The sequence below is a fragment of the Pontiella sulfatireligans genome, assembly GCF_900890705.1.
GTDB lineage: Bacteria > Verrucomicrobiota > Kiritimatiellia > Kiritimatiellales > Pontiellaceae > Pontiella > Pontiella sulfatireligans.
In genome coordinates, this window is the sequence record NZ_CAAHFH010000001.1 from 1752093 (window position 1) to 1764964 (window position 12872).

General features: G+C 55.1%; 12 protein-coding genes. 2 read left to right on the forward strand and 10 right to left on the reverse strand.

Annotated elements, in window-relative coordinates; all coding sequences use genetic code 11:
• Positions 1-5 precede the first annotated feature (5 nt).
• The 6 genes from SCARR_RS05935 to SCARR_RS05960 form a co-directional block, all read right to left on the reverse strand.
• Complete coding sequence (locus tag SCARR_RS05935; protein WP_136060585.1) at positions 6-1292, reverse strand: hypothetical protein; 1287 nt, start codon at positions 1290-1292, stop codon at positions 6-8.
• A gap of 152 nt (positions 1293-1444) precedes the next feature.
• Positions 1445-1879, reverse strand: a complete 435-nt coding sequence (locus SCARR_RS05940) for an ExbD/TolR family protein (RefSeq protein ID WP_168433041.1) — start codon at positions 1877-1879, stop codon at positions 1445-1447.
• 2 nt (positions 1880-1881) lie between these two features.
• Positions 1882-2286, reverse strand: coding sequence for an ExbD/TolR family protein (locus SCARR_RS05945; RefSeq protein WP_136060587.1), 405 nt, complete (start codon positions 2284-2286; stop codon positions 1882-1884).
• Between the two features lie 49 nt (positions 2287-2335).
• Positions 2336-3097: a MotA/TolQ/ExbB proton channel family protein gene (locus SCARR_RS05950; RefSeq protein WP_136060588.1), complete on the reverse strand. Its 762-nt coding sequence runs from the start codon at positions 3095-3097 to the stop codon at positions 2336-2338.
• Between the two features lie 16 nt (positions 3098-3113).
• Positions 3114-4007 carry a tetratricopeptide repeat protein gene (locus tag SCARR_RS05955; RefSeq protein ID WP_136060589.1) on the reverse strand — a complete coding sequence of 298 codons (894 nt, stop codon included), beginning with the start codon at positions 4005-4007 and terminating at the stop codon, positions 3114-3116.
• Positions 4007-6862, reverse strand: a complete 2856-nt coding sequence (locus tag SCARR_RS05960; protein WP_136060590.1) for a tetratricopeptide repeat protein — start codon at positions 6860-6862, stop codon at positions 4007-4009. The genes SCARR_RS05955 and SCARR_RS05960 overlap by 1 nt, the downstream gene beginning before the upstream one ends.
• Before the next feature lie 304 nt (positions 6863-7166).
• On the opposite strand from SCARR_RS05960, the gene SCARR_RS05965 reads away from it, so the two are divergent.
• Positions 7167-7388, forward strand: coding sequence for a hypothetical protein (locus SCARR_RS05965; protein ID WP_136060591.1), 222 nt, complete (start codon positions 7167-7169; stop codon positions 7386-7388).
• 1 nt (position 7389) lies between these two features.
• On the opposite strand, the gene SCARR_RS05970 is transcribed toward SCARR_RS05965, so the two are convergent.
• Positions 7390-8637 carry a cation:proton antiporter gene (locus SCARR_RS05970; RefSeq protein WP_136060592.1) on the reverse strand — a complete coding sequence of 416 codons (1248 nt, stop codon included), beginning with the start codon at positions 8635-8637 and terminating at the stop codon, positions 7390-7392.
• A gap of 46 nt (positions 8638-8683) precedes the next feature.
• On the opposite strand from SCARR_RS05970, the gene SCARR_RS05975 reads away from it, so the two are divergent.
• The gene (locus tag SCARR_RS05975) at positions 8684-9370 is read left to right on the forward strand and encodes a LamG domain-containing protein (RefSeq protein ID WP_136060593.1); all 687 of its coding nucleotides are present in this window, start codon (positions 8684-8686) and stop codon (positions 9368-9370) included.
• 152 nt (positions 9371-9522) lie between these two features.
• Here the strand turns inward: SCARR_RS05975 and SCARR_RS05980 are convergent, their stop codons facing one another.
• From SCARR_RS05980 to SCARR_RS05990, 3 genes are all read right to left on the reverse strand, one after another.
• The gene (locus tag SCARR_RS05980; protein ID WP_136060594.1) at positions 9523-10590 is read right to left on the reverse strand and encodes a M42 family metallopeptidase; all 1068 of its coding nucleotides are present in this window, start codon (positions 10588-10590) and stop codon (positions 9523-9525) included.
• Positions 10591-10670: 80 nt separating this feature from the next.
• Complete coding sequence (locus SCARR_RS05985; RefSeq protein WP_136062118.1) at positions 10671-11507, reverse strand: CvfB family protein; 837 nt, start codon at positions 11505-11507, stop codon at positions 10671-10673.
• Positions 11500-12825: a DEAD/DEAH box helicase gene (locus SCARR_RS05990; protein ID WP_136060595.1), complete on the reverse strand. Its 1326-nt coding sequence runs from the start codon at positions 12823-12825 to the stop codon at positions 11500-11502. The genes SCARR_RS05985 and SCARR_RS05990 overlap by 8 nt, the downstream gene beginning before the upstream one ends.
• Positions 12826-12872 lie beyond the last annotated feature (47 nt).

Genomic DNA, 12872 nt, shown 5'->3' on the forward strand with positions numbered 1-12872 from the left:
GAGGATTAATTATTGCTTTCCTTGTTTCCATATTCCGACTGGTATTTGCGATATAAAACCTGTTCCTCGTCATTCATGTATTTCTTGATGTCATCGATGACTGACCCTTCGCTTTTGAACCCCTTCCAAATGGGACCGAATTGACCGCTGAGGGTATTGTTTGCACCCGTTGAATCCTTGCCGGCCTTGGCGAGCACCACGACATTGATGGTGGGCCATTGCTTTTTGTCCGGTCCATAAACATCGAGGCACATTTTCTTCAATGCCGCCGCCATTTTAATGGGATTGTTGGCTTTTGATTGAACATTTTCCCCGCCCTCTTTCTTGGTTCGGTGCCAGCCATCAATATAGTTGGTGGTCAAAACAAAGATCGTATCGGGCTTCTGCTCCAAAATGGCCCACGCAACACCACGGCCCCAGTGCATAAAGCCCCCCTCAGCATCCGGTGCATATTTCTGCTCCATGGCTTTGGGCACATAATAGGGGTAGGCCCATTTTGTTGAGTAAAAAGGCAGGTTATCCACCCGTTTAGGATAATTGGCATAACCCTTCTTGATTCGGTCTCTAGGCTCCTTTGGAATGGAAAAGCAGTATTGGTAATCGCCCTCCAGCGGATTGACCGGCTCCATCCAATCCTTCACCTTTTGCTTGTTGGCAGGAGTCGCCAACTGCATTTTCGGCTCCATAGCCCAGGCGTCACCCGCATAATAGGCCATGACGTTAAACAGCGTGTACTCAGGCAGGGAGTCCACAAGGTCTTCAAGACGGTTTCTTATGGTCAGGCCGGTCATGCGGGAAAACGGTGTGTATTTTGTCCCCCCGTCCTTTCCACCGCCTGCGCTGATGGTTGCCGGACCAAAGTGGACGACGAACACGACCTTTTCCCCCTTGGCTTTGGCGCCAAAGAAGTCGATTTCGGGCATGGTAAATCCGATGCTCTCCATACCGCCGGCCGCATCCCCCATAGCCCCCATGCCCCCTTTAATGCCTGTAATTTCCGGCATCTTGAAATCGGGGGTTTTGCGGTTCAGGTTTTTTGCGACCATCCGCTTGCGCAGCTTGGGTTTCGGCTTGTTCTTCTTAACCTTAACCGGAACCTGGAGCCTCTTCAGCGGCTTTTTCGGCCGTTTGACCGTTTTATTTTCAAACTTTTGATCTTCCTTCTGAATAACCGTGACGGCCACAAAGGACAACGCAATCAAAATCAAGACCCCATGAATTGCGAGGCTGACGACCATTGCACTTGATTTCGCGTGCTTGGAAAACCATCGTTTTTTTCGCTTTTCAGCCATTTCAACCACCTCATTTACATCTACTGTTTAAAAAGGAACTTTGTCTATGCCGCACGTTTACATTCAACATCGATTATTAATCGCCCGCGCCATCGGCAAAGCTGAAAGAAAGGCGCCGAATTCCCCCAGCGCCTTTCCTTGAATTCATCTTTCTACATCGACATGCTGAACGACATGTTCTTCACGTCTGCAGCGGCACAGGCATCCATCACATTAATGATGCGACCATGCAATGCTTTGTCCGCCGGCATGATGTTAATGATCAAATCGCTTTGCGTTGACTCGGCCGCTTCCTTGCAGGAAAGCAGGTGCCCGATCAACTCATCAAGATTACCTTCATCTTTGTCGAAGATCATTCCTTCAATGATGATGTCGCCCAGTTCCGACACTTCAATCAAAACCTCCAGCGGAAGCTGAAGAGGTTCGGACGATTCCACTTTAGCTGGAAGCATAAAGGAAAGATCCGCCTCTTTCTTGATCAACGAAGCCGTAACCATAAAGTAAATAAGCAACAGGAATACCACGTCGATGAGCGGCGCAATCTGCAATTCCGCCTTTGTGTTCATTAAGTCGTCAAGCAGTTTCATCGCTACTCCTCGAAGGTTGCATAGATAAGGTCGGTCGCTCCGACCTCGCCGCATGCAATCATCAGTTCTTTACAGGTCTTGTACTCAACAAGCTTGTCGGCACGAATAAGAATGCGCAGGTCCGGATTCAGGTCCAGTTCCGAGTTGATGAGCACCTTGAGCTCCTCCAACGTAACCGGAAGCGTACCGGAGTAGACCTGGCCGTTCGCATCCACCGACAGCATCATTCTTCCCTTGGTGTCGTCCGGAACCTTGGCATGGTCTGAAGAGGGAATTGCCACTTCGACCTTGTCCAATTCGGTCACGACGGAAGCCACCATGAAGAAAATGAGCAACAGGAACACCAAGTCGATCATGGGAGCCATATCGACTGAGGCATCGTCCCTGGAAGGCGTTTTTATTTTCATTTTAAACCTCGTCCGTGCGGGTTGAACCACGCGGCGCCATTAGCACCAACTACTCGCCCTTGTCTTCGAATCCGAGAGGCAGCTCGCCGCTTTCAAGCGTGTCAAGCAGCGCGCCGATATTGCGGCCCAGCGTGGCGCAGGATTTGATGAAGTTATTGCGGAAGTAGTAGTAGAACAACATGGCCGGGATCGCGATGATCAAGCCGGTAGCGGTCGTTACGAGAGCCTCACCAATGTTGCCGGCCAGTGCTTCCGGCTTGCCCATGCCCTGGGCACCGATGGTCTGGAAAGCCTTGATCATGCCGGATACCGTACCGAGCAGTCCCAACATCGGAGACGTAGCGCCGATAATAGAGAGATAGTCGATCGGCTTCATGTAGGAAGTAACCTCTTCCGTACTGGCTTCGTCGATGGCTTCCTTCACTTTACTGAAGTTGATGTCGCCCTTGGTGGAGCAACGCTCCAGTCCCGCAGCGAATACATAGGTGAACAAGGTTTCATTCTCTTTGCAGAGGGCGTGTGCTTCCAGCACCTTCTTATCCTTCATCAACATGATGAATTCCGGCATCATGTCGGGGCGGAGCAACACTTTTTCACGTGTGGCCAAACCGTTTTGCACAATGAAATAGACCATGCCCGTGGACATCAGCCCCAACGGAATCATCGCCCATCCACCTTGTTGAATCATCTGCCACAATGTGGTCTGCTGAACCTTCGGCGCAGCTTCTTCGGTTGCTTCCTGAGCAAAGGCGGCAGGGCCGACCATCATCAGACTCAAGCAAAATGCCAGTTTAATCATTTTTTTAGTCATCGTATTTCTCCTTCGGTTAAGCTTCTTCGGACTCTAAACTCTTCTCAACTTCCTGCACTGCACGCAACTCCTGGATCTTCACCTTCAGCAGCTGCGCCTTGTCGTATTCCACCGTATTCTTGTATAATAACGAGATCTCTCGAACCACTTCCTCCGCTGAATCATACATCAGCGGATTGGTTGCACCCAATTCCATGTAGAGCTCAGCGCACAGCAATTCAGCCGGCTGCATCCATTCTGTATTCTGGCTGTTGAAGGCAATCACCTTGGCCACAAGTTCCATCGCCTTGCTGTATTCTTTTTTCAGGGCCAGCAACTTGGCGGTGATGTACAGCTTTTCAGGCGGAGAATCATCGGAAACACCTTTGTCCCAGCCATATTTGGACAGCAACTCTTCCGCTTCGGCCGTGCGTCCGGCATCAATCAATGCCAATGCCTGAAAGATGCGGCTCTTTTCCTGCATTACGGGATCGCGGCCGTCCTCGGAAATTTTAGAAGCAATGGCCATGGCCTTGTCAAAGTTTCCGATCTGATAGTTAATCTCCATCAGCAACGCATTGTATTTGGTCAGATTGGAAGGAATGTCGCTGTAGTCAAGAAAAGGCTTCATCGCCCGCTCCAGCGCGCCAATGACCCGCTCAAATTCGCGGTTGCGCTTCATTTCCATAACCTCTTCCGCATCCAGATCAATCTCAAAATTAAGCTCCTGAATGGTACTGGCTCCCACGCGGATAGGCTTGGCCGAATTCGCAGTGGCAAATTCAACCCAGTCGCCGTCGCGCCCGACCACGTGGCCTTTCCATGAACGCCCGCCGGGCATCACCAGTTCCGCCTTGAGCGACGCGGCTTCAGCCCCGTCCTGCACCAGCAGCGCTCCCGCCAGCGCCAAAACAAAAATCGCCTTGTTCATTATTGAACTCCCAGTTTCTTAAGCTGTTCCCGGACCAGTTCGGCCTGCGGGGTTGTGTTCGTGTATACATCTTCGAGCATAGCTTTCAAGGTCTTCACAGCATCCTCTTCCTTACCCAGCTTCTGCAGGCAGTCGGCAGCGGCCAAATAGCCCTTGGCGGCCCACTCGCCGTCGGAATAGCTCTTAAAGAGCAGGTAGGTGCGCTGGAAGAAGGCATGCGCATTGGTCAAATCCTCCCGCCCCATGCGGCACATGCCCATGCCGTACATCGATTCGGCAAAGATCGGACCGCGCCATTCCGGCACGCCCATGACCATGTTGAAGGCCTCTTCCGCTTCTTCGTACTTTTTCATTTTCAACAGCGTTTGGGCCTTGATGAGCTGTGCCCAGCCCATGAATTCTTCTGCGCCGAACATGCCCTGCGCCTCGTCAATGGATTTCAGCACGCCCCAATCGTCGTCGTTCGCAAGCATCATATAGGTCTTGGCGCGGCAGGCATGCCAAAGCTCGTCCGACTCCTCGTACTTATCAAAGAAATAATCGTAGAGCCGCTGCATCTGCTCGGTGTCGGTGGCGGTCACGGCCGAGTCGCACATCAGCGCCAGCGAAGCCGGCGTAGTTTTTTTGAGATCCTGGTTTTCGCTGATCAACCGGTCGCCGAGCGCCGAGGCGGCCTCTTCGCCGGCCAGCAACGCCTGAGCCACCTGCAGCCGCAGCTTGAGCACATCCATCCGATCATCAACCGAGGTGAGTTTAAACTTAAGCTTAACCGAAAGCGCTTCACGCTCTTCGTCGGCGAGCTGCTGGTTCGATACTTTGACCAGCTCGGAGATAATCTTGTCCACCCCCTGCTTTTCCGGATCGTTTCCAAACCGTTCAATGGCTTCAAGATAGGCTTCGATCGCCTCATTGACCTCGCCGAGTTCGATCTGCGACTGCCCGATCCAATACACCGCTTCAGACACATTCGCCATCTCTTCCCAGCGATCCATGTAATAGTTCATCAAATCAATGATGTCCTGCCATTTGAACTCCAGCTTGTAGACCTTGGCCGCTTGGAATGCCGGATAAGAGGCCTGCATGGCCGTCGTGGCCGTATCGATCCCCTGGCGGTAGTCGGCCAGAGCGCGGTCCAGCGTGTATGGATCTTCGTTGGTGGCCTCCTTGGCCGCCTCGATGTCGCCGCGCATGCTGTAAGCTTCCGACACCAGCACATCGTTGGGGTTGGTTTCGATGAACCGGGTGAACACCACTTCAGATTCCTTGAGTTTTGCCGCGGACTCTTCCGCATCCCGGATTTCCCCAGCCAGACCAAACAAGCAGACCGCTTCACGGAACATCGAAGCGGCATAGTGCTCGCCGTTCTGGTTTGATTTCTGGTAGGCAAGGAAATCTTCCAAGGCGTGAGCATAGTCGGCGCGCATCATAAAGGTCATGCCGCGGAAATAGCGCGCATCTCCGGCCTGAGGGCTGTTGGGATAGTTCTCGACGATCGAGGTGAACTGTTCGCCCGCACTGGCATAATCGAACTTCTGAAAATAGCCGAACGCCGTCATGTAATGAACGTCGGCCTCAAGGTTCTTCTCGTCCTCAACATCAGTGGCCGACAACCGCTCCACGTTCGCTTTGAGGCTGATGACCTTATCGAAGTTCTTTTTCATCAGGTTGTCGCGCGACATCATGGTAAGCAACGTGCGCGCAAATTTTCCATCGGGGGTTTCATCCAAATAGCGCAAAATGCGTTCTTCTGCGCGATCCACCTGGCCAACATCATAAAGAATCAGCACCGACTGCAGCATGGCGGCTTCGCCGATTTCGCTGCTGCGGTCGTTGGCGTAAAGCCGATCAAACAGCACATAGGCTTCCCAATAGCGCTTCACCTCGGCATAAATCTGGCCGATGCGCAGCGTGACCTCGTCTTCGTAGGGAGGAAGCTCCGAAAGAATGGTCATCGACTCTTTGATCTCACCAATCTCTTTTTCGCGCTCGGCAACCACAGCATCGCTGATGCCGACCTTCCTGTCAGCTACTAGCTTCTTGGAGAGGCGGCGCACTTTTTTTCCAGAAAAGTCGAGCATCTCCTGGCGCGGGAGCACCATGCGATAAAGCAGGAGGGCGTTAAGGTAGTCGTCCTCTTCGAAACGGGCCTTTCCGGCCTTCATCAAAGTGAGGTTAAGGGTAATGTCATACTTCGAATCTGTGCGGTACAGGCGCGGGATCCAGCCAAACAGCTCTTTCCAGCTTTCGGACTCCACCAGTGCACGAACCGCCATGATCTGACAGAGACCGCCGGTGCGCTCATCCGTGGCATGGTCTGCAGCATAACTTAAAGGGCCAACGCACTCCGCCCATTTTTCCTGCCGGAACAGCGCCTGGCCCAGCAGCAGGTTGGCATTGTAGCGATCCTCTTTTTCAAGGTCAGGCATTGCGAGCAAGCGATTGGCCACCTCTTGAATCTTGTCCCAATCCTCAACCTCAAAAAACCCCTGGGCCATCATGCGAAGCGCCAGACGCTCTTTCTTGCGGGGCTCAGCATCCAAATAGTTCTGAAGCACGGCCATCCCGGCGGCGACGTCACCGACCTGATAGTGAGAACGAGCCAGCTGGAAGCGGCAGGTTTGAAGTGTTTCCCGGCCTGCGGGGTCGGTTAGGTCCTGCGTACGGCGGACCACCTCTTCAAGAGCGGGAATGGCGCCGCGGTAGTCGCCGCGCTGAAGCAATCGGTCGGCGCCGCCCACAACATCGGAAATGCCCAGCGTACTGTAGTCTTGCGCAGTGCAGACGCCAGTCGCAAAAACGGACGCCAACAGCACAGCTTGAACAGAACATCCGCAACAACGGTGGAAAAAACTCATTATATGTACCCCTCGCTACAGCTAAAAAAAGACCTTAGGTGGCAACACGAACATTGCCCACCCTGTTTGCACTGCCCGGTCATGCTCGACACTTAGCAGTTGCGATTCGTACCAAGGTATCTGGCATAGGAAACAATTCAAGCCAATAACGGCCAAAAATGCGTTTAGAAAGCCCTCTTATTGCAATCAGGGCTTGCCTCAGAGCTCTCCCGCCGGCCATACGGGGCAACCGCCCTGTCCTGCGGAATAAAAATTGAGCATTCGCATCCCTCTTGTGTCCAAACAAATAGGAAAGGAGAGTACAATGCATGCTAATGATACAGTCAGGATCTGGATGCACCAGATGCACGACGGAACCGTTAAAGCGGCGCACGCCACTGGACACATGTTTCACGAAAAAGCATTTTGGGGAATTGTGCTGATCGCTGCGCTTCTAGCCGGACTGTTTACAGCCATCGTGCTGCTTGGAAACAATGCGGTTCTTCCAAGATACAGCGTCCCGATGCCGTACGGAACCTATTATTAGGCTACCGGCTTTCGGACAGGGCATTCAACGCCGCCCGGCCCGACTCGGGCTCGGGGCTCAGGATCCGTTCACCCGCGAGCTTGATGGCTACCGCACCCAGAGGGGCGGTAAAGACGATGCTCATTACCGCAACCGCCAAAATGACGTTACCGGGGGCGGTTTCCATTCCCGCCGCCTGCATGGCCATTAAGGGAACAGCGCCCATCGCCGCCTGCACCGTGGCCTTCGGCCAATAGGACACTACCGAAAAGAAGCGCTCACCCGCGTTCAACGGGCTCCCTATAAGAGAAATCATCACGCCGGCGCTGCGCGCGGTCAAACCGCAAGCAATCAAGCCCAGCCCCGCCAAACCGGTATCCCAAGCCAGCCCGACATCCACCTGCGCACCCACCAGCGTAAAAAGCATGATCGAAGCGAACACCCAAAGCTTCCCCAGCTTGGAGGAAATCTCATGCGCCATGCGCTCCCGCTTTTCCAAAATCTGGTAGCCGATGGCCATCACCGCCAGCAACGCGGCAAAAGGAATGCCCCAGCCGCCCAGTAGGTGCTCGCACCGGACCAACAGAAGCGCGACGCCGATCACCACCATCGTCCGCTTCGTTGCGCGCGGGTTGAACCGCTCGAAAATCTTCAGCAAAATCCAGCCCGCCAGCAAGCCGGCGCCGATGCCGGCCAGAATCGAAACCGGAATTCCACCAACCTTCAGCAACACGTTTTCCGAGGCGCCCGTGTAGAAGCCGAGGAACACGGAAAAAATCACAATCGCCACGACATCGTCCAGCGAAGCCGCCGCCAGAATCATGGTGGGGATTCCCTTCTTGGCCCCCATGCGCCGTTCAATGAAGTTAATCATCATTGGAACCACCACCGCCGGCGAAACCGCGGCAATAATGAATCCGAGCATGGCCGACTCCAGATGGGTCAGCGGCAAAAAGAACGGCCCGAGCAACGCAATGGTTCCACCCTCCATCATGCCCGGAATGAATGAAAGCAGCAACGCCTGCAGCCCCACGCGGTTGAGCACCTCCCGGCTTAGCTCGAAACCAGCCCGCAGCAGGATGATGATCAGCGCAATCATGCGCAGGTCCGCCGACACATCAAGGAACCCCTTGTCCAGCACCCCAAAAACGAACGGCCCGCACAAAACACCCAGCAGCAACATGCCCAGCAGCCCCGGCATCCGCAGCTTGCGGAACAGCCAATCGGCCAATAATCCCAGCAGAATCATTTCCGCTATGCTAAACGCCATCCTTTTCTCCTTGATAACCGTATGCTTGCAAAGGTTAGCTATACGGATGAATTACAACAGCAGAAAAACAGCATCCATCGCAATTATTTTCCTCGCCCTCGCCGGAACCGGTCTTGCAGAGCAGCGCCAACCTACAGGACTAATGCTCAACCTCGACTTTCAAAACGTACAAAAAGGGATCATTCCGAGCAAAACACTCTTCCCGCTTCACGTCCCGCTCGCGGGGCTCGCTACGGAAACCGTGAACAACCGCAGCATGCTGGGGATCCAACACGGACAGGGGCTCGACATCCCCCATAGTTCGCTGCTCGATCCCGACGGAAGCGAATGGATCGTTTCAACGCGGATTTTTGCACTGACCGACGGCATCGTCCTTTCACAAGGCAACGAGGGAACCGGATACGCCATCTACCTCAAAGACGGCGAGGTCTACGCATCCGTAAAAGCCGGACACTCCGCCGTCACCCTCCAAAGAAATCCGAACACCGCCATAACCGACTACCGCAATAAATGGGTCACCGTCGAACTGCGCATCAGACCCGACTCCGCCACCCTGCTCCTAAACCGGACCCGAATAGCGCTTTCGCAGCTCAGCACCCCTCTGGCCGGGGAAAACATGTACATCCGCATCGGCCAGCATCGCACCTTGCCGGTTGCACTGAAATTCAAGCCGAACATCTCCCTCGACGGCTTCACCGGAGGCCTCAACTCGCTCAAGATTTTCCGGCAATAATAGAACTGTTCTTCCCGGGTGCAAAGTGCGACGCGGGAGCGACGCCCTGGAGTGCGCCGACAACGTCGGCGCTCTTCGCGGATGAACGGCTCCGGCGCACGGAAAGCGGAGACGCGGTCTCCGCACTCCAGAGCGCTTTGCGCAGCTCGCAATTAAAACGGCACAAAGTTGGTGCGCGACGTAATTTTGACCACGGTCTTGGCGAGCAATGCGGCACAGAGTTCCAAATCCTTCAGGCAAATCAGTTCGCAGGGGCTGTGCATGTAGCGCAGCGGAATGCTGACCAATCCGGAGACCACCCCTGCCCGATTGAGCTGGATCGCGTTGGCGTCGGTGCCGGTGCCGCGCGGCTCGGCATTGACCTGGTACGGGATTTTTTCGGCTTTCGCCGTCTTCACCAAGAGATCGAACAGCTTTGAGTTAATGTTTGGACCGCGCGTCAGCACGGGGCCCTTGCCGAGCTCAATCAGGTTTTCGCGCTTCTTCGCCTCATCCATGTTCGGGTGGTCCGTGGCAAAGGTTACATCAACGGCAATTCCAATGTCTGGATCAATGCCGTAGGCGGCCGTCTGTGCGCCGCGCAGGCCGATCTCCTCCTGCACCGTCGCAACGGCGTGGATTTCGGCCTTGGGATTAAGCTTTGTCAACTGGCGGGCCGCTTCAAGCACTACGAATGCGCCGGCGCGGTCGTCGAACGCGCGCCCCGCCGCCAGCCCGTTGGCCAGCTCTTCAAAGCCATAGGCCACGACGAGCGGATCGCCCACCTCGACCATTTTCTCGGCATCCTTTTTATCCTTCGCGCCGATATCCACCCAGAGATCCTTGATCTCCGTAACCTGCTTGCGTTGCTCCGGCGTCTGCATGTGGATCGCGACCTTGCCCATCACGCCGCGCACGACGCCCTTCTTGGTCATGATCTGAACGCGCTGTCCTTGGGCAATCTGCGGATCCCAGCCACCCAGCGCCTGGATCCAAAGAAAACCCTTGTCGTCGATGTATGAAATCTGGAAGCCGATTTCGTCGTAGTGCCCAGCAAACATTACGCGCGGCGAACCGCCCGGGTTAACGATGGCGTGCGAGTTGCCGTGCGTATCCGTCCAGACTTTCGAAGCGAACGTGGCGGCTTCAGTCTTCCAGACTTTGGCCACCGGCGCTTCATAGCCCGACGGGCTGATGCTGTTGACGAGATCGGCGAGAAACTGCTTGGTTTGTTTGTTCATAAGACTCCTTTGCGTATTGCGTATGGTGTACCGGCCGCTGGAAACGGGTCAAGCAATACGTAGTACGCAATACGCAGAGCCTATTTCCCAACCAGACGCGTTCCCGCCGCTTCAATCGTGATCATCCGCTGCTTGTAGAGCGCGCCAATGGCCTTCTTGTAGGTTTTCTTGCTGACGCCGAACACGCCGTAGATTTCTTCCGGCGGATTCTTGTCGGTGATCGGCATGAAACCGCCCTGTTCTTTGATGTAGTTGAGAATCTTGTCGGTCAGCAAGGTGACTTTCTCATAGCCCGGCTTGTCGAGACAGAGGTCGATGCGCCCATCGGGACGCACCTGCTTGATGAAGCCCTTCACGCGCTGGCCGCGGCGAAGCGTCTGGAACACCTCGTTAAAAAACACCATGCCCCAGCGCTCGTTGTTGATGATCGCCTTATAGCCCAAGTCGCTCTTCTGCCAAATCATCAGATCGACCTCTTCGCCGCTCTTATAGAACTTGCGGGACGACTCCAGATATTTATCGAGCTTGGACGAAGCCGCAATGCGGCCGCTGGCGCGGTCGTAGTAGAGATGAACAATATACGACTCGCCTTGGCGCATCTTCACCCGCTGTTCGCGGAACGGCACAAACAAATCCTTGGGCATGCCCCAGTCAAGGAATGCGCCCACGGCATTCACATCCACCGCGCGCAGCAGCGCAAATTCGCCGACCATCGCCTTGGGCCGATCCGTCGACGCCGTCAGACGGTCTTCGGAATCGAGATACACAAAAGCAACAATCTTGTCGCCCGGCTTCCACTCCTTGGAAACATAACGTTTCGGCATCAGGATTTCGCCCAGGTCGCCGCCGTCGAGCAGCAGCCCAAAATCGGAATTGCGCGACACCTCAAGGGTGTTCACCTTCCCCACTTCAACCATGGCTTCTTCTCCGCGAATTCGAAGCACGGCGGCTATGCACCTTGCCCGGACGCTTGTCGCTGGCGGTATGCTTTGCGCGGCCGCTGGCATTCACGGTCACCTTGCCGCGTTGCTGGCGGACCTTCGGCCCCGGCTTGGCGTCGGCGCCCGTGGCATTCATCGATTTCTCGCAATGCAACCCATGCTTCAGGTCGACGGGGATTTGAATTTTGATCAGTTTTTCAATGGCGCGGAGATAGTCGCGCTCCTGTGCGCTGCACAGCGAGATCGCATCGCCATCGGCGCCGGCACGAGCCGTACGGCCAATGCGGTGAACATAGGTTTCCGGCTCAACGGGAATGTCATAGTTGATCACGTGCGAAATGCCGTCCACGTCGATCCCGCGGGCGGCGATGTCGGTTGCGACCAGCGCGCGAAGCTTGCCGGACTTAAAGTCGGCCAAGGCCTGGGTGCGGGCGCTCTGGCTCTTATTGCCGTGGATCGCCGCCGTCGCGATGCCAATGCCCTCAAGCTTGCGCGCCACTTTGTTGGCCACGTGCTTCATCTGCACAAAGACAATCACGCGGTCGAGCTTCTTGCTCGCCATCAGCGCCATGATCAGCTCGTCCTTGTTCTTCTTATCCACAAACATCATCTTCTGAATAATGCGGTCGACCGCCGGCTTGTCCGGTTCGATCGCCACCTGCACCGGATTGTTCACCAGCGACTCTGCCAGTTGTTTCACCTTCGGCTCCATTGTGGCCGAAAAGAAGAGCGACTGGCGCTTTTTCGGCAGCTTCGCAATCACCTTCTTGATATCGTGAATAAAGCCCATGTCCAGCATGCGGTCCGCTTCGTCGAGGACAAAGATTTCCACCCCGCCGAGATCAATCAAGCCCTGGTTCACCAGATCGATCAACCGGCCGGGTGTTGCAACCAACACATTCACGCCGCGGCGGATCGCCTTCACCTGCGGGTTTTGCCCCACGCCGCCGAAGATGACGGTTTGCGAGGTTTTAGTATGCTTGCCATACTTGGCAACGCTGTCGCCAATCTGCGCCGCCAACTCGCGGGTCGGCGCAAGAATCAGCACTTCCGGCCGTTTAGAGACCGGGGGTTTGTTCTTTATGGCTAGATACTGGAGAATCGGCAACGTGAACGCCGCCGTCTTTCCGGTTCCGGTCTGCGCACAGCCAATCATATCGCGCCCTTTCAGCAGCAACGGAATCGCCTGCTCCTGAATCGGTGACGGTGTGTGATAGCCTGCTTCGGATACTCCGCGGCCGATTTCCGGCAATAGCAATCCGAAGACCCCGTTGAGGTCGTTTTCTTTCTTCATATGTTTTGTCCTACCGGCGAATAAATATTTTTCTGCTCGCCGCCGGT